16 protein-coding genes are annotated in these 16,137 nt (G+C 58.8%); 14 read left to right on the top strand and 2 right to left on the bottom strand.

Annotation, left to right across the window (positions count from 1 at the left end; translation table 11 throughout):
- The first annotated feature begins 96 nt into the window (after positions 1 to 96).
- Both AC1D2Q_RS08435 and rpoS read left to right on the top strand, forming a co-directional pair.
- Positions 97 to 954 carry a peptidoglycan DD-metalloendopeptidase family protein gene (locus AC1D2Q_RS08435; RefSeq protein WP_477812904.1) on the top strand — a complete coding sequence of 286 codons (858 nt, stop codon included), beginning with the start codon at positions 97 to 99 and terminating at the stop codon, positions 952 to 954.
- Positions 955 to 1,061: 107 nt separating this feature from the next.
- Positions 1,062 to 2,069: an RNA polymerase sigma factor RpoS gene (rpoS, locus tag AC1D2Q_RS08430; protein ID WP_007940534.1), complete on the top strand. Its 1,008-nt coding sequence runs from the start codon at positions 1,062 to 1,064 to the stop codon at positions 2,067 to 2,069.
- Positions 2,070 to 2,555: 486 nt separating this feature from the next.
- Here the strand turns inward: rpoS and fdxA are convergent, their stop codons facing one another.
- Positions 2,556 to 2,879: a ferredoxin FdxA gene (fdxA, locus tag AC1D2Q_RS08425; protein WP_007940535.1), complete on the bottom strand. Its 324-nt coding sequence runs from the start codon at positions 2,877 to 2,879 to the stop codon at positions 2,556 to 2,558.
- Positions 2,880 to 3,021: 142 nt separating this feature from the next.
- Positions 3,022 to 5,601 carry a DNA mismatch repair protein MutS gene (gene mutS / locus AC1D2Q_RS08420; protein WP_477812903.1) on the bottom strand — a complete coding sequence of 860 codons (2,580 nt, stop codon included), beginning with the start codon at positions 5,599 to 5,601 and terminating at the stop codon, positions 3,022 to 3,024.
- Positions 5,602 to 5,800: 199 nt separating this feature from the next.
- Here mutS and AC1D2Q_RS08415 point away from each other — a divergent pair, with 199 nt between their 5' ends.
- The 12 genes from AC1D2Q_RS08415 (at position 5,801) to AC1D2Q_RS08360 (ending at position 16,120) form a co-directional block, all read left to right on the top strand.
- The gene (locus AC1D2Q_RS08415) at positions 5,801 to 6,535 is read left to right on the top strand and encodes an XRE family transcriptional regulator (protein WP_026331839.1); all 735 of its coding nucleotides are present in this window, start codon (positions 5,801 to 5,803) and stop codon (positions 6,533 to 6,535) included.
- A gap of 510 nt (positions 6,536 to 7,045) precedes the next feature.
- Complete coding sequence (locus AC1D2Q_RS08410; protein ID WP_477812902.1) at positions 7,046 to 7,627, top strand: DUF642 domain-containing protein; 582 nt, start codon at positions 7,046 to 7,048, stop codon at positions 7,625 to 7,627.
- Positions 7,628 to 7,697: 70 nt separating this feature from the next.
- Positions 7,698 to 8,039 carry a phage holin family protein gene (locus AC1D2Q_RS08405; RefSeq protein ID WP_428632510.1) on the top strand — a complete coding sequence of 114 codons (342 nt, stop codon included), beginning with the start codon at positions 7,698 to 7,700 and terminating at the stop codon, positions 8,037 to 8,039.
- A 243-nt stretch (positions 8,040 to 8,282) separates the two neighbouring features.
- On the top strand, positions 8,283 to 8,705 hold the full coding sequence (locus tag AC1D2Q_RS08400) for a phage tail protein (protein WP_428632512.1): 423 nt from the start codon (positions 8,283 to 8,285) through the stop codon (positions 8,703 to 8,705).
- 547 nt (positions 8,706 to 9,252) lie between these two features.
- Positions 9,253 to 9,837, top strand: a complete 585-nt coding sequence (locus AC1D2Q_RS08395) for a phage tail terminator protein (protein ID WP_477812901.1) — start codon at positions 9,253 to 9,255, stop codon at positions 9,835 to 9,837.
- On the top strand, positions 9,834 to 10,016 hold the full coding sequence (locus tag AC1D2Q_RS08390) for a DUF2635 domain-containing protein (protein ID WP_007907211.1): 183 nt from the start codon (positions 9,834 to 9,836) through the stop codon (positions 10,014 to 10,016). Before AC1D2Q_RS08395 ends, AC1D2Q_RS08390 begins: the two co-directional genes overlap by 4 nt.
- The gene (locus AC1D2Q_RS08385; protein WP_477812900.1) at positions 10,016 to 11,512 is read left to right on the top strand and encodes a phage tail sheath subtilisin-like domain-containing protein; all 1,497 of its coding nucleotides are present in this window, start codon (positions 10,016 to 10,018) and stop codon (positions 11,510 to 11,512) included. Before AC1D2Q_RS08390 ends, AC1D2Q_RS08385 begins: the two co-directional genes overlap by 1 nt.
- Positions 11,513 to 11,579: 67 nt before the next feature.
- Positions 11,580 to 11,927: a phage tail tube protein gene (locus AC1D2Q_RS08380; RefSeq protein ID WP_018926973.1), complete on the top strand. Its 348-nt coding sequence runs from the start codon at positions 11,580 to 11,582 to the stop codon at positions 11,925 to 11,927.
- Complete coding sequence (locus tag AC1D2Q_RS08375; protein ID WP_477812899.1) at positions 11,924 to 12,220, top strand: phage tail assembly protein; 297 nt, start codon at positions 11,924 to 11,926, stop codon at positions 12,218 to 12,220. The genes AC1D2Q_RS08380 and AC1D2Q_RS08375 overlap by 4 nt, the downstream gene beginning before the upstream one ends.
- Before the next feature lie 130 nt (positions 12,221 to 12,350).
- Positions 12,351 to 13,841, top strand: coding sequence for a phage tail protein (locus tag AC1D2Q_RS08370; protein WP_477812898.1), 1,491 nt, complete (start codon positions 12,351 to 12,353; stop codon positions 13,839 to 13,841).
- A complete protein-coding gene (locus tag AC1D2Q_RS08365; RefSeq protein WP_477812897.1) occupies positions 13,838 to 15,073 on the top strand; it encodes a DNA circularization protein in 1,236 nt (411 codons plus the stop codon). The genes AC1D2Q_RS08370 and AC1D2Q_RS08365 overlap by 4 nt, the downstream gene beginning before the upstream one ends.
- A gap of 3 nt (positions 15,074 to 15,076) precedes the next feature.
- Positions 15,077 to 16,120 carry a phage baseplate assembly protein gene (locus tag AC1D2Q_RS08360; protein ID WP_477812896.1) on the top strand — a complete coding sequence of 348 codons (1,044 nt, stop codon included), beginning with the start codon at positions 15,077 to 15,079 and terminating at the stop codon, positions 16,118 to 16,120.
- The last annotated feature ends 17 nt before the right edge of the window (positions 16,121 to 16,137 follow it).

Genomic DNA, 16,137 nt, shown 5'->3' with positions numbered 1-16,137 from the left:
ATTAAAGGTAAAGCCTGTTCGGCCCGTTATACTTGCGACATTTCGTGCCGAAACACGGCAATTCATATTTTTCAGCCACCACAAAGGGAGCGGCGGGTGAGTCTCACAGTCGTTGCGCAGCGAATGGGTATAACGAGCTTTCAGCGTCTGGTGACTGGTCTTGTCTTGAGTACCTTGCTGGTCGGTTGCTCCAGCACCAAATCGAGTAGCGTGGGAGTTGTCGATCGCAACAATGCGGTCGCTCAGCGTCCAGCCGTAACCACCGGCCAGTACGTGGTTCGACCCAAGGACACGTTGTTTTCCATCGCCTTTCGCTATGGCTGGGACTACAAAGCCCTCGCGGCAAGGAACAACATTCCTACGCCTTACACGATCCATCCGGGTCAGACGATTCGCTTCGACGGTCGCAACGATTCAACGCCGGCAGCGGTGGTGAGTTCGTCCAGTTCCTCGCCTTCATCGTCGAGCAAAACCACGGTAATTCGGCGCCAGGCAAATGGCACAACGACCAGTACAACGGTGCTCGCACCGTCCGTCGCCAGCAAACCGGCACCCGCTCCACTGCCTCCTGCCGGTCCGGCCCCGACGGGCTGGGGGTGGCCTTCTAGTGGCATTCTGATTGGAAAATTCTCTTCAAACGGTAGTTTGAATAAAGGAATTGATATCGCCGGAGATTTGGGACAGCCTGTTTTAGCTGCGTCTGATGGGACGGTGGTATACGCCGGGAGTGGCTTAAGGGGCTACGGCGAATTAGTCATCATCAAACACAGCGATACCTACGTCAGTGCCTACGGTCACAACCGCAGGCTGTTGGTTCGGGAGGGGCAGCAGGTCAAAGTCGGACAGACAATTGCCGAAATGGGGTCAACGGGTACAGACCGGGTGAAACTGCATTTTGAGATTCGCCGACAAGGTAAACCTGTAGATCCGCTGCAGTTCCTGCCACGTCGTTGATTTGTTAGCCAAGCCTGTTCCGTCACGTAGAGGGAACAGGCTCCAGCGTTGCCAGGGATCAAGGCGCCGCTTGAGCTTGAGGTCGAACTCACCAAAGGACTATAACAATGGCTCTCAGTAAAGAAGTGCCGGAGTTTGACATCGACGATGAGGTTCTCCTTATGGAGACCGGCATCGCTATGGATTCGATGTCGAATGATGAAGGGGATGCACCACCTTCCGTTCGTGCCAAATCCAGACACTCCGCTTCGTTAAAGCAACACAAGTACATCGACTACACCCGGGCACTCGATGCCACGCAGCTGTACCTCAACGAAATCGGCTTTTCCCCATTGCTCTCCCCGGAAGAAGAAGTTCATTTTGCGCGCCTGTCGCAAAGTGGTGATCCGGCCGGACGCAAGCGCATGATTGAAAGCAACCTGCGGCTGGTGGTGAAAATCGCCCGGCGTTACGTCAATCGTGGGCTGTCGCTGCTGGACCTGATCGAAGAGGGTAACCTCGGCTTGATCCGGGCAGTGGAAAAGTTCGATCCAGAACGCGGCTTCCGCTTTTCGACCTACGCTACTTGGTGGATTCGTCAGACCATCGAACGCGCGATCATGAATCAGACCCGGACCATCCGGCTACCTATTCATGTGGTCAAAGAGCTCAACGTGTACTTGCGGGCTGCACGGGAGCTGACTCAAAAGCTCGACCATGAACCCTCACCCGAAGAAATTGCCAACCTGCTGGAGAAACCGGTAGGCGAGGTCAAGCGCATGCTTGGCCTGAACGAGCGGGTTTCTTCGGTCGACGTCTCGCTGGGTCCGGATTCGGATAAAACCCTGCTGGACACCCTGACCGACGACCGCCCGACCGATCCATGTGAACTGTTGCAGGATGACGACCTGTCGCAGAGCATCGATCAATGGCTCTCGGAGCTGACCGACAAGCAACGCGAGGTGGTCGTACGCCGCTTCGGCTTGCGAGGTCACGAGAGCAGTACGCTTGAAGATGTCGGCCTGGAAATCGGCCTTACCCGGGAGCGGGTCAGGCAAATCCAGGTTGAAGGCCTCAAGCGTCTTCGGGAGATTCTCGAGAAAAACGGCCTGTCGAGTGAGTCGCTGTTCCAATAAGCCATTCGCTCAACCGTCAACAAAAAGCCCCGACTGGTTCGGGGCTTTTTGTTGTCGGGAAGATGAGAGCTGCGTTGGTATTGGCGCCACCTCAGGTTTGTAGTCTCGTGGTGTAAGTCTTTGCTTACTCTTTCGTAAGTGTTCATTATTTTTACACCCTGGCAGTTGTCTATTCGAAGAGTGCTTTATTTATAAGTTATTGATTTATATGTTTATTTTATTAAGTTAACAGCATATTACAGATGATTTCAGCCATAGAGGCCGATTGCTCTTGGTGGGGAATCCTCTAGTATTTGAACTGTGTCGACGGATAGACACGCCCTTCAAGGAAGAGGGGAACGGACATCGCAGGATGCGATTCATCAGGACGATGAAAAGGAACACATGGAATAGGGAAAAAATGTGGGCGGGTCAAACCGCCCCTTTTTTTTGCCTGCAGAAAAGCAAAAAGGCCCGCAAGGGGCCTTTTCGGGAACGCGAGGGAAATCAGCGTTCGAGGTGTTCGATCTTGCCTGGCTTGCCATCCCATTCAGCGGAATCGGGCAATGGATCTTTCCGTTCAGTGATGTTTGGCCATACCTCGGCCAATTCCATGTTCAGCTGAATGAAGTTTTCCATGCCGGCGGGAACTTCATCTTCAGAGAAGATGGCCACGGCAGGGCATTCTGGTTCGCACAGTGCGCAGTCGATGCACTCATCCGGGTGAATCACCAGGAAGTTCGGGCCTTCGTAAAAGCAGTCCACCGGACAGACTTCTACGCAGTCGGTGTACTTGCACTTGATGCAGTTGTCGGTGACGACGAAGGTCATTTCTAATTTTCTCCTCAGGCGGCGGCAGCGGAGCCCCTTCAGGACGGGGTCGCCAGGTTCGGGAGCGATAGTCTGCAGGCCAGGCTATGAGCCTGCAGCATCCCAAACCGCGCGAGATTCTAACAGCTTGCAGGCAAGTGCGTTAGATCCGTGTCTTTAATGTATAGAGCATTTCCAAAGCCCTGCGCGGTGTCAGGTCATCCAGATCAAGTTTGGCCAGTTCATCCAGCACCGGATGCGGCAGGCTGGCGAACATGTCGCTCTGCTGTGGCGCAACGGATTTGCCTGTGGCCGGCGTCGGCACTTCATGAGGTAGCGCCGTGGATTCCAGCCGGCTCAAGTGTTCACGGGCACGCACGATCACTTCGCTCGGCACCCCGGCCAACTGTGCAACCGCCAGGCCATAGCTCTGACTGGCAGGCCCAGGCAGCACATGGTGCAGGAACACGATGCGTTCGTTGTGCTCGGTGGCATTGAGGTGCACGTTGGCAACTAGCGGTTGGGCTTCCGGCAGCACCGTCAGCTCGAAATAATGAGTGGCGAACAGTGTATAGGCCCGCAGTTGCGCCAGACGCTCGGCCGCGGCCCACGCCAGGGACAGGCCGTCGAAGGTGCTGGTGCCGCGACCGACTTCGTCCATCAGCACCAGGCTGCGCTCGGTGGCGTTGTGCAGGATGTTCGCGGTTTCGCTCATTTCGACCATGAAGGTCGAACGCCCGCCCGCTAGGTCGTCACTGGAACCGATCCGGGTGAAGATCCGGTCGACCAGGGACAATTCGCAACTGGCCGCCGGCACGAAGCTACCGATATGCGCCAGCAGCACGATCAACGCGGTCTGGCGCATGTAGGTGGATTTACCGCCCATGTTCGGACCGGTGATTACCAGCATGCGGGTGCTGTCATCGAGGCTCAGGTCGTTGGCCACGAAGGGGGTGGTGAGTACTTGCTCGACCACCGGGTGACGACCCTGGCTGATGCGCATGCATGGCTCGTTGACGAAGCGCGGGCAGTTCAGGTCCAGATTCAGTGCGCGCTCGGCGAGGTTGCTCAGCACGTCCAGCTCGGCCAGTGCGGCAGCGGTATCCTGCAAGGGCGGCAATTGGGCGATCAGGTCTTCGAGCAGTGCTTCGTAGAGCATCTTCTCGCGCGCCAGGGCGCGGCTCTTGGCCGACAGCGCCTTGTCTTCGAACGCTTTCAGTTCCGGGGTGATGAAGCGCTCGGCGCCCTTGAGAGTCTGGCGACGGATATAGTCGGCGGGTGCCGATTCGGCCTGCTTGCTCGGCAACTCAATGAAGTAACCGTGAATGCGGTTGTAACCGACTTTCAGGTTGGCCAGGCCGGTGCGGGCCTTCTCCCGGGCTTCCAGATCGATCAGGAACTGCCCGGCGTTTTCGCTGAGCGATTGCAGCTCGTCGAGTTCGCTGTCGTAACCGGTTTTCAACACGCCGCCGTCACGGATCACCGCTGGCGGGTTGTCGATGATGGCTTTTTCCAGCAGTGCCGCCAGTTCCGGATAGGTGCTGGTGGTCGTGGCCAGTTGCATGATGTGCGGAGCTTCAAGCTCGGCCATCGCCACCTGCAACTCTGGCAGTGCACCGAGGGCATCGCGCAGGCGCGCCAGGTCACGAGGGCGGGCATTGCGCAGGCCGATCCGCGCCAGAATCCGCTCGATGTCACCGATTTCCTTGAGCTGCGGTTGCAGTCTCTCGAAGCGGTAACGGTCGAGCAGGCAGGTAATGGAAGTCTGACGTGCCAGCAGTACGGTCAGATCCCGCAGAGGCCGGTTCAGCCAGCGGGTCAGCAAACGGCTGCCCATGGCGGTCTGGCAGCGGTCGACCACCGATTGCAACGTGTTGTCGCGACCACCGGCCAGGTTGGTATCCAGTTCCAGGTTGCGACGGCTGGCGCCGTCCAGCACCACGGTGTCGTCCAGGCGTTCATGACGCAGGCTGCGCAAGTGCGGCAGGGCCGTGCGCTGGGTTTCCTTGGCGTAGCTGAGCAGGCAGCCAGCAGCGCCGATGGCCAGGGTCAGGTTCTCGCAACCGAAACCTTTCAGGTCCTGGGTGGAAAACTGCTGGCAAAGACTTTTCAGCGCCGAGTCACGCTCAAAATCCCACGGCGCACGGCGACGTACCCCACGACGTTTCTCCGCCGGCAGGTCTTTCGGCCAGTCGTCCGGGATCATCAGCTCAACCGGGTTGACCCGCTCCAGCTCCGCCAGCAGATTTTCCCAGCCCTTGATCTCCAGCACGGTGAAGTTGCCGCTGGTGATGTCCAGCACCGCCAGACCGAACAGACGCTCGTCACCCAGCACCGCCGCGATCAGGTTGTCCCGACGCTCATCCAGCAGCGCTTCATCGCTGACCGTGCCGGGCGTGATGATCCGCACCACCTGACGATCCACTGGGCCTTTGCTGGTGGCCGGGTCGCCGACCTGCTCACAGATCACCACCGATTCGCCGAGCTTCACCAGTTTCGCCAGGTAACCTTCCGCGGCGTGGTAAGGAATCCCACACATCGGAATCGCCTGACCCGCCGATTGCCCACGAGCCGTCAGGGTGATGTCCAGCAACTTGGCGGCCTTCTTCGCGTCTTCATAGAAGATCTCGTAGAAGTCGCCCATGCGATAGAACATCAGCTGGTCGGGGTGCTGGTTCTTCAGGCGCCAGTATTGCTGCATCATTGGCGTGTGGGAGGACAGATCGGAGACGGCTTTATTCATCGGATATAGGCAAATTCGTTGAAAGGTGTGGGGCAAAGGAGGGGCATCGGCCCGGCTTTTCCGCGATGGGCGCAAGGTTACCATGGGCGGTCCGCCCTACGCAGGCATGAAAGCCTCAAGGCTATTTTTCGTGGGTCTATGCACAAATTATGCAATTTGGCATTTGTCTTCCGAAAAAAGATCAAGCACTATGCGCGTTATGCAAAAACGCAATGTTTCTACCGTCTTAAGAGCGCTGCTCGATCAGCACGGGATCTCCCCCACGGAGCTTCACCGTCGCACCGGCGTGCCTCAATCCACTCTCTCGCGCATCCTCAGCGGGAAAATCGTCGATCCTTCGGATAAACATATCTCGAAGATTGCCGAATACTTTGCTGTGAGCACCGATCAATTGCGGGGCCGTGCGGATGTCGCGCCGGCCGCCAGCGCCGGGCGCGATCAATTGCATTCGGAACTCAAGGACATAAGCCTGTGGGACGACGATACGCCTGTCGATGACGACGAGGTGTCGGTCCCCTTTCTTCGCGAGGTTGAATTGGCTGCTGGATCAGGAAGATTCGTCATCGAAGAGAGCGAGCGCTCTAGCCTGCGCTTCGGCAAGCGCAGCTTGCGCCATAACGGTGTGCAGTTCGACCAGGCCAAATGCGTGACCGTGCGCGGCAACAGCATGTTGCCAGTGCTGCGCGATGGTGCCACGGTGGGGGTGAATGCCGGTAAATGCGGGATTGGCGACATCATCGACGGCGACCTGTACGCCATCAACCACAACGGCCAGTTGCGGGTGAAACAGCTTTATCGCCTGCCGACCGGGATTCGCCTGCGCAGCTTCAATCGCGATGAGCATCCGGACGAGGACTACAGCTTCCAGGAAATCCAGGAAGAGCAAATCGTCATCCTTGGTCACGTCTTCTGGTGGGGCATGTACGCCCGCTAACCTCACCGCTGTCAGATAAAACCCGTCGCCCGACGGGTTTTTTTTCGCCTGCCGAAAACCGCCAACGCCTTTGTCTGTGGGGCTTTCATGCGTCTGTGCATTTTCGATGCATAAATAAATGCATTTATGCATTGACTGTATATGCATCCATGCATATTCTTTGTCTCAAGCCGCTCAACAAAGCGGCTCGAAACGAAGCTCTTTAGTTCCACCACAAAGGCAGCGATGAACCGGCCTCAACGGTTCAGAGGGTTGGCAACTGACCCGGGTGTGCAGCGTAAAGCACCAGAAGCAGTTATCCGGCGGGCAGGGACCGCGGTCGGAAAAACAATTTGAATCGATCCGTACCGTGCCAGTAGCGCCGAAAGATCACGCAAGCGCATTACTGAAAAGCCTGGGCGACCGGGCTTTTTGGAATGCCTGCCTACATCAGGCGTATCAACCCTCATCCGGGACCGTCATCGCAGCAAACCGCTGCGTAATCCATTCATTCGACTCAATAGGTAAAACATGAACGTATTCAACAAAATCATTGGCCCGCTGATGCTGGCCATGGCTCTGTCCGGCGCAGCAGGCAGCGCTACTGCCGCGAACCTCCTGGTCAACGGCAGCTTTGAACAACCGGGTTGCAGCGACAGTTGCGTTCTGGACACGACGGCGAAAGCCAACTTCATCACCGGCTGGACGACCTTTCTGTCGGGCGCCGAATACTTCAACGTGCGCGCCTCGATTCCTGGCTCCGCCGCAGCGGAAGGCGCGGTGATTGTCGATTTGGCTAACAATGTTTATGGCAACGGCGGCGGCATTCAGCAGAACTTCGCCACCGTAGTAGGGGCCAAGTATCGATTGACCTTCAGTCTGGGCAATTCGGTGTACGCCAGCCGATCCGGTGATGGTGTCGTGCAAGTGAAGGTCGCCGGTCAGACCGTTACCTTCAACACGCCAACGGTCAAGGGTAGCGTTGTCGAGTGGAACACTGTGACTTATGACTTCACAGCGACCACGGCCCAAACCACTCTGGCCTTTTCCAATGAGCAGAACCCGTACGTCAACTTCGCTTTCATCGACAACGTGATCGTTGAAAAGCTGTAGTTCTTCATCGATCAAAACCAGGCGGCTCATTTTCGAGAGGCCCATCTCATTGATCCCAAGGAGGCGGGACATGACAAACGAGCAACAAGCGTTGCTGGACATGCCGATCTGGCTCGTCATCCTCCTCGCGGTAGCGGGTGGGGTGTCCGGCGAAATGTGGCGCGCCGACAAGGAGGGCGCCCGTGGCTGGTCACTGCTGCGGCGCCTGGCCTTGCGGTCCGGGGCCTGCATGATCTGCGGCGTCTCGGCGATCATGCTGTTGTACGCCGCGGGCCTGTCGATCTGGGCCGCCGGCGCCTTTGGCTGCCTGACGGCGATGGCCGGGGCGGACGTGGCCATCGGACTTTACGAACGTTGGGCCGCAAAGCGCATCGGCGTCTGTGACGTCCCGCCGCGTCCGGATCAACAATAAAAGGCGGCACAGGAGGGGGTCGCCAACAACGTTGACCCAAACCCAATATACCGAGTTGCAAGCGTATCGCCGCTTACCGCGCAACTGGCCAGAATCTGGCGAGTTTCCCTTGCTTCAACATCGGCCGTCCGCGCCGGAATGGCTCGCAACCCTGCCCCAATAAACGCCCCGCACCGACGGGGCGTTTTCTTATCCACTGATCAACGCCTATAGAGTCGTTGGCTATTAAATAAGGAAGAACCTATGTTTTATTCAAAATCCACAGGCGGTTTTTACGATCCCTCCATTCATACAACGATGCCAAGCGATGTGGTTGAAATCTCGCGTGAGTATTGGCTTGAGCTATTGGACGGACAGTCTAGCGGCAAGATGATTGTCGGGAATGATGAAGGCTATCCGGTGCTGATTGATCCGCCGGGGCCAACGCCTGCCGAACTGGAGGGGTATGAACGTTCATGGCGCAACATGCAGCTTGCGGCCACTGATAGCGTTGTGGCCCGTTATCGTGATGAAGTGGAGCGTTGGCCCACGTTGCTGACTCCGGCGCAATACATTGAGTTGCAGACGTATCGCCGTACGCTTCGTATCTGGCCGGTAGGCGGCGAGTTGCCCCTGAGCGAACACCGGCCATCAGCGCCGGAATGGCTCGCAACCCTGCCCCAATAAACGCCCCGCACCGACGGGGCGTTTTCTTATCCGCTAATCAACACCTACAGCCCCTTCCTAAAACAAAGGGGCTTTTTCGTCTCTGGAGAAAACCAAATGGTAGAACGCCAAACCTACACCGTCCTCGTGCCGTTCCCTGTCTGGCGCGGTCACTGGTCGACCGGAACTTGAATCCAGACCCGTAGCGACCACACCGGTAACGGCGTGGGATTAAGGAGGTTACATGGCACTGGGGTTTACGCCAGCGGTAGAAATCTACGGGGCCAACGCGGCCCTGATCAATCAGCGTCTGATGAGTTGGTAGCGCATCGATGCCGCCGGTATCGAGTGCGATCACTGACCTTGGTGCTCGATCTGGACTTGCCTTGACCCAAGTGCCGACGCCGTCACCTGATCAAAGCCGTAGCCAACATGCTGAACCCTGTGGGAGCGAGCCTGCTCGCGAAGGCGTCAACTCATTCAACACTGATGTCGTCTGACTCACCGCCATCGCGAGCAGGCTCCCACAGGTTTCTGACCGCACCTTCCATACAACTGGAGCGCCCTCATGAAGATCACGCCGATCCTCACGCAGCTGCGTGAGCAATGCCCAACCCTGGCCAATCGTGTGGCCGCGGGCATTGACCTCGCCACCCTGCAAGCCAACAACCCGCTCGCCACACCTTGCGCCTACGTCGTCCCCATCGCCGATGTGGCGAGCAAAAGCGTGGCGCAAAACCTGATGCTGCAACCGATCCGCGACCGCTTCGAAGTCACCCTGGTGCTCGACACCGCGGACGCCGTTGCAGCGCTGGATCAACTGCACGACCTGCGCGCCGAACTGTGGCGCGCACTGGTGGGTTTCAAGCCTGGCAACGACTACAGCGCCATTGCCTACGACGGCGGCGAACTGGTTTCCATCAACAGCAGCCGTGTGCTCTATCGCCTGCGCTTTTTCACCGAATTCCAGCTCGGCCGCAATTTGCCGGGGCAACCGGCGCAGAGCTGGCACGAGCGTGAACTGGACGGCTTGTCGTCCTTTACCGGGGTCACCGTGCGGGTCGATGCGATCGACCCGGCGGACCCCAATCTGCAACGCCCAGGCCCCGACGGACGCCTGGAACTGACTTTCTCTGGAGACGTAACCCCATGAGCAAACGCATCACCGTGCTGCCGGCCCCGGGCCGTGTCGTGCCGGACCCGGAAGCGGGCGATCTGTTGCCCCTCGAGGGCCGTGAAGTGCCGGACAACGCCTGGTGGCGTCGACGTCTGGCCGATGGCGATATCACTACCAAAGCCGTGAAAGCGGCGAAACCACAGGGAGCCAAATAATGGCGATCGGATTCAGCAACATCCCCGCGGACATTCGTGTTCCGCTGTTCTATGCCGAAATGGACAACTCGGCCGCCAATAGCGCGTCGTCGACCATGCGCCGCCTGATCGTCGCTCAGGTCAACGACAACATCGCGCCGGCCGATGTCGGCAAACTGGTGCTGGTGTCCAGCGTGGCGCTGGCCAAAAGCATTGGCGGGCAGGGCTCGATGCTCGCCTCGATGTATGAAACCTGGCGCAAGACTGACCCGATCGGCGAGATCTGGTGCCTGCCGCTGCACAACACTGAAGGCAGCATTGCCAAAGGCGTGCTGACCCTGACCGGTGCGGCGACCCAAAGCGGCATGCTCAACCTGTACGTCGGCGGCGTTCGTGTTCAGGCGGCCATCGTCAACGGTGCCACCGCGGCGCAAGCGGCCACCGCCCTGGCCCTGAAAATCAATGCCAGCGCCGATCTGCCAGTCACTGCGGCGGCGGTCGAAGGCGTGGTCACCCTGAGCGCCAAATGGACTGGCGACAGCGGCAACGACATCAGCCTGCAATTCAATCGACTGGGCAAGAGCAACGGCGAAGAAACCCCAGTCGGCCTGACCTCGGCGATCACCGCCATGACCGGCGGCGCCGGTGTACCGGATCAGGTGGCCGCCGTGGCGGCGCTGGGCGATGAACCGTTCGAGTTCATCTGCATGCCGTGGTCGGATCTGTCTACGCTCAACACTTGGCAAGCGGTGATGGATGACAGCACCGGTCGTTGGTCCTGGGCCAAGCAATTGTTCGGTCACGTCTACAGCGCCAAACGCGGCACCGTCGGCACTCTGGTGGCGGCGGGGCAAGCGCGTAACGACCAGCACATGACCATCCAGGCGCTGGAACCGGGCGTACCGCAACCGTTCTGGGTGCAAGCTGCTGCATTGGCCGCGCGCACTTCGGTGTTCATCTCGGCCGACGCCAGCCGTCCGACCCAAAGCGGCAGCCTGCCAGGTCTCGACCCGGCTCCGGCGAGCGAGCGGTTCACCCTGACCGAGCGTCAGTCGCTGCTCAACTACGGCATCGCCACTGCGTACTACGAAGGCGGCTACGTGCGCATCCAGCGTTCGATCACCACCTATCAGAAGAACGCCTACGGCCAGGCAGATAACTCCTACCTGGACAGCGAAACCATGCACCAGTCGGCGTTCATCGTGCGTCGTCTGCAAAGCGTGATCACCAGCAAATACGGTCGCCACAAACTGGCCTCCGACGGCACCCGTTTCGGCGCCGGCCAGCCAATCGTTACCCCGAGCACCCTTCGCGGTGAGCTGATCGCCCAGTACGCCAAGCTCGAACTGGAAGGCCATGTGGAAAACGCCGAGCTGTTCGCCGAACACCTGATCGTCGAGCGCGACACCCAGGACCCGAGCCGGGTCAACGTGTTGTTCCCGCCGGACTACATCAACGGCCTGCGCGTGTTTGCGCTGCTCAACCAGTTCCGTCTGCAGTACGACGACGCAGCCTGATCGCTGCCTTTGACTGTGTGAATTCGGCCCACCGCGCGTGGGCTTTTTATTTGAAGGGAGAAACACCATGGGTCAACTGATTGCGGGCACCTGCTACGTCAAAGTGGACGGCGCTCAACTGACCATCAACGGTGGCTGCGAAGCACCATTGATGGCCGTTAAACGGGAAACCGTCGTGCCGGGCTTCTACAAGGAAACCGACATTGCGCCGTCGTTCAAAGTGACGGCGCTGCACACCGCAGACTTCCCGCTCAAGCAACTGATCGCAGGCTCCGACATGACCGTCACCTGCGAATTCAGCAACGGCAAAGTCTATGTACTGGCCGGCGCCTACCTGGTGGAAGAGCCGGTATCCAAAGGTGATGACGCCACCATCGAACTGAAATTCGAAGGCATCAAGGGGACCTGGCAATGAGCAACGCCGTGAAGCTTCAAGTTGCGATCGAAGCCCACGGCGAGCCCTTGACCGAGCTCAACCTGCGCCGTCCGACGGTGCAGGAAGTGCGGGCGATCAAGGCGCTGCCGTACAAGATCGACAAGAGCGAAGAGGTCAGCCTCGACATGGACGTCGCGGCCAAATACATCGCCGTGTGCGCCGGCATCCCGCCGTCGTCGGTCAACCAGCTGGATCTGGCCGACCTCAACACGCTGAGTTGGGCGGTCGCGAGTTTTTTCATGAGTGCGGCGTCGGAGCCATCACCGATCTGATCGCAGTCGCCTATGACCTGGCCTGGTTCTGGAAGGTTGACCCCGAACAGATGATGGCCAGGCCACTGGATGTGCTCCGCGAATCGCTGGAGCACGCGCAACGGATCAATGCGATGCAGCAGGTGCAGTGATGGCAGACACACAAACCAAAGAGAAAACCTCGGTGCTGCTCACGGGCATCGATGAACTGTCGCCCAAGCTCGGTGCCCTTCGGGCAAAAGTCGAAGGCTTCAAGAAAAATCTGGAGCAGACTGGCCTCGGCAAACTGGACATCAGCGGCTTGTTCAAGGGCGGTAGCGTGATCACGCCGTTCATGGACGGGATCAAGGCGTCCGACGCGTTCAAAGGCAAATTGACTGAGGTCAGCGAATCGGCCGAAGGCGTTGATTTGCCGAAGGCGCCGGCAAGCGCTACACAAAGCATGAATGTGTTCAGTCGCTCGATGGAGCAGGTATCGATCGCGGCCAACACGGCCTTGCAACCTGCTGTCGCGACCGTAACGGCAGGTCTTCAACCTTTGTTGGTTGGATTTGGCAGCCTGCTCGATGACAACCCGAAATTGGTCGAAGGATTGGCGGCAGGTGCCATCGCATTTTCGGCAATGCAAACGGCTGTGACTGGCGCGACGCAAGTGTTCGATCTGATGAGCATGGTGCTCAAGACCAATCCGATCATGCTGATGGCCATGGGTATCGCCCTGGCGGCTGGTTTGATCATTGCCAACTGGGAACCGATTTCGACGTTTTTCGCCGGGCTCTGGCAAAAGGTTGTCGGTTATTGGGCGCCGATCAGCGGCGTTTTCTCGGCAATTTTTGATCAAGTAAAAGCAGTCGTGAGTGCGGGATTCGATTTCCTTAAAGCGTGGTTTGCCTGGACGCCCTACGGAATGATCCTGAACAACTGGGGGGCCGTTGTCGGTTTGTTTGCGGCGATCTGGGATCTGCTCGTGGCACTGACCGTGCCGGTAAAGGAGAAACTGCGCAGCCTGTTCGACTGGGTGCCGCTGGACGCCATTGCCGCGGCTTGGGATCAGGTGCCTGTCATGTTCTCGGGCTACTGGGAGTCAATCAAGCTTGGAGCGCAGGCGTTCTTTTCCTACCTCAGCGGGCTGTTCACTTGGTCGCCCTTGGACGCACTGAACGAAACATGGGCATCTGTGGTTCAGTTTTTCAGTGAAAAAGCGGAAAAGCTCCGGGCCATTCTGGCGCCCATCCAGGAGATGCTGGGCGGTAGCTTTGGTGGTTTTATCGCCCAAATTACCGGCAAGGTCGAAAGCTTCACCGAGGTGCAACAGAAAACCAATGCTGAAGGCAAGGGTGAGTTTGCGCCGGCGGCGGCGTTCATCAATGCCGCTTCCGAGCAGCCCTCAAACGCGCTGGCGACTCCCGGCAGTTTGCCGCTCAAGTCGTCGATGCGGCCCGGTTCTCTGACCCAAAACTCCAACACCCTGATCCAGCAGAGCGCAGCCAACAACCGCACGCAACTCGAAGGCGGCCTGACCGTGCGCTTCGAAAACGCGCCGGTCGGGCTGCGCACCGATCAACCGCAAACCAATCAACCGGGGCTGGCGCTCAACTCGCGCATCGGCTACCGCTCACTTTCCCTGGGAGGCCTCCAATGAGTTGGCGTGACCGTTTGTTGCCGGCGTCCTTTCGCGGTGTCGGTTTCTGGGTCGATCAGGCGAAAACCCCGGTCGGTAAAAAGGGCCAGTTGCACGAATATCCGCAGCGGGACTTGCCGTTTTTCGAGAGCCTTGGCCAACAGGCGAAGATCCATGATCTGACGGCGTTCATCGTCGGCCCCGATTGCCTGGAGCAGCGCGACAAGCTGCTCAAGGCGCTGGAGCAGGGCAGTGGTGAACTGGTCCATCCATGGCTGGGGCGGCTACAGGTCAAGGTCGGCGAATGCGACATGACCCACACCCGCCAGGACGGCGGGTTGGTGACCTTTGCGCTGAAGTTTTACCCCGATGAACCACTGCCGTTTCCGACGGCCACGATCAGCACGCAGAAGGTGCTACTGGCCAAGGCCGACACCTTGCTGGGCTCGGCGGTGGCGCGTTTCGAACAGGCCATGACCCTGATCAAGGCCGCGCGAATCGGCATCGCCAATCTGCGCAACAGCCTGACCGGGGTGTATGACGTGATCAAGGAACAGCTCAAACCGTTGATCGAGCAATATCGGCAGATCACCGAGCTGGTCAAAGCGGTCAAGGAATTGCCCAAGGAAGTGGCGGCGGAATTCAAGGGTTTACTCGGCGATATCAAATCGCTCAAGGACTTCGCGAAGGAGGGTTATCGTGGCGTGATTGCCGACGTGTCCCAACAGCTCGAAGCCATCCGCAAGGCCGATGCCCCAAAGCTCACCACCGGCAAGGACACCACGGCCGCAGCGCAAGCCATGGCCGATCTGGTGCAGGACACGCTGCTGGTCAAAGTGGCGCAATGGGTCGCCTCGATGCCGGTGGCGTCGACACCGGTGAAACTGTCGTCGACACCATCGCTGGAGCAGCAGGCGGACCTGCCGGTCACCCGGCAGGAAGTGCCGGTCACCGACGATTTGAAAGCGCTGCAAAAGGCGCTTGTCGAGGCGATCAATCCGATGCTGGACAAGGCCAGTCCCGCGCATTATCAGGCCATCGACGATGTGAAGCAGGCGCTGCTTGCGCATCTCAAGGCAGTGGCTTCATCGGGTGTACGACAGGTCAGCAAGTCTTTCCAGGAAAGCCTTCCGGCGCTGGTCGTGGCGTACAAGCAATTTGCCGATGCAACGCGGGTCACCGAAGTGATTCAGCGCAACGGAATTGCCCATCCAGGGTACGCGCCGAACGATGTGAAAGTCTCCGGGAAGTGAACCATGAACGAGATGGATAACCGCGTCACATTGACGGTCGGCGGCCTGGAATACGGTGGCTGGAAAAGCGTGGAAATCACGGCGGATCTGGAGCGTCAGTTCCGCACCTTTAAACTCAACATCACCTGGCAATGGCCGGGGCAGACCGTGGACAAGCGGATCCAGCCCGGTGACGCCTGTGAAGTGCGCATCGGCCAGGACCTGGTGCTGACCGGGTATGTATTCAAGGCGCCGATCAGTTATGACGGGCGGCAGATCAGCCTGAACATCGAAGGCAGTTCCTGCACCCAGGATCTGGTGGATTGCGCCGCGACCAACCGCCCGAACCAATGGCATGAGCAGTCGCTGTTGAGCATCGTCGAAGCGCTGGCGATCACCTACAAGGTCTTTGTGGTCAGTGAAATTCCCGAGACCGCCCGGCTCAGCAGTCACACCATCGTGCCGGGGGAAACGGTGTTTCAATCCATCGACCGCTTGCTGACGTTGTTCCGGGTGTTTTCTACCGATGATGCCCAGGGCCGGCTGGTGCTGGCCCGGCCAGGCAGTGGTGGCCGGGCCAGTGATGCGTTGGAATTGGGCAAAAATATTCTGTCGGCCAACGCGCCGATGGATTACAGCCAGGTGTTCTCCGAATACCGGGTCATCGGTCAGCACAAGGGCACGGACAAGAAGAGCGGGGCGGCGGTCAGTGAGGTTGAATCGGTGTCTGCCGACCTGAGCTACAAGCGTCGGCGAGTCACAGTGATCAACGAAGGCATGCAGATCAATCCCGATCTCGCCTTGCAACGGGCCAACTGGGAAAGCGCCACCCGCGTCGGCAAGGCCAAAACCACCACCTATCAGGTGCAGGGTTGGCGGCAATCGAACGGCGATCTGTGGCGCCATAACACGCAGGTCAGGGTCAAGGATCCGGTGCTGGGATTCGATGACGACATGCTGATTTCCAAGGTGACCTACTCGCTGTCGGCGCAAGGTTCGATCACCACCCTGCAAGTCGCACCGCCGCACACCTTCGATGCCAATCCCGAGCCCCCGAAGAAAACCTGATAGCCCCTTAAAAGGTA

The sequence above is a fragment of the Pseudomonas sp. P1_A1 genome, from assembly GCF_056406935.1.
The sequence above is the reverse complement of the archived record's forward strand: the minus strand, read 5'-3'. Positions and strand labels throughout refer to the sequence as shown.

Coding starts and splice junctions, on each gene's coding strand:
- AC1D2Q_RS08410 (WP_477812902.1), top strand. CDS start 7,046: ATGAACGTATTCAACAAAATCATTGGCCCGCTGATGCTGGCCATGGCT.
- AC1D2Q_RS08380 (WP_018926973.1), top strand. CDS start 11,580: ATGGGTCAACTGATTGCGGGCACCTGCTACGTCAAAGTGGACGGCGCT.
- fdxA (WP_007940535.1), bottom strand. CDS start 2,879: ATGACCTTCGTCGTCACCGACAACTGCATCAAGTGCAAGTACACCGAC.
- AC1D2Q_RS08360 (WP_477812896.1), top strand. CDS start 15,077: ATGAACGAGATGGATAACCGCGTCACATTGACGGTCGGCGGCCTGGAA.
- AC1D2Q_RS08405 (WP_428632510.1), top strand. CDS start 7,698: ATGACAAACGAGCAACAAGCGTTGCTGGACATGCCGATCTGGCTCGTC.
- AC1D2Q_RS08390 (WP_007907211.1), top strand. CDS start 9,834: ATGAGCAAACGCATCACCGTGCTGCCGGCCCCGGGCCGTGTCGTGCCG.
- AC1D2Q_RS08395 (WP_477812901.1), top strand. CDS start 9,253: ATGAAGATCACGCCGATCCTCACGCAGCTGCGTGAGCAATGCCCAACC.
- AC1D2Q_RS08400 (WP_428632512.1), top strand. CDS start 8,283: ATGTTTTATTCAAAATCCACAGGCGGTTTTTACGATCCCTCCATTCAT.
- AC1D2Q_RS08365 (WP_477812897.1), top strand. CDS start 13,838: ATGAGTTGGCGTGACCGTTTGTTGCCGGCGTCCTTTCGCGGTGTCGGT.
- AC1D2Q_RS08415 (WP_026331839.1), top strand. CDS start 5,801: ATGCAAAAACGCAATGTTTCTACCGTCTTAAGAGCGCTGCTCGATCAG.
- rpoS (WP_007940534.1), top strand. CDS start 1,062: ATGGCTCTCAGTAAAGAAGTGCCGGAGTTTGACATCGACGATGAGGTT.
- mutS (WP_477812903.1), bottom strand. CDS start 5,601: ATGAATAAAGCCGTCTCCGATCTGTCCTCCCACACGCCAATGATGCAG.
- AC1D2Q_RS08375 (WP_477812899.1), top strand. CDS start 11,924: ATGAGCAACGCCGTGAAGCTTCAAGTTGCGATCGAAGCCCACGGCGAG.
- AC1D2Q_RS08385 (WP_477812900.1), top strand. CDS start 10,016: ATGGCGATCGGATTCAGCAACATCCCCGCGGACATTCGTGTTCCGCTG.
- AC1D2Q_RS08370 (WP_477812898.1), top strand. CDS start 12,351: ATGGCAGACACACAAACCAAAGAGAAAACCTCGGTGCTGCTCACGGGC.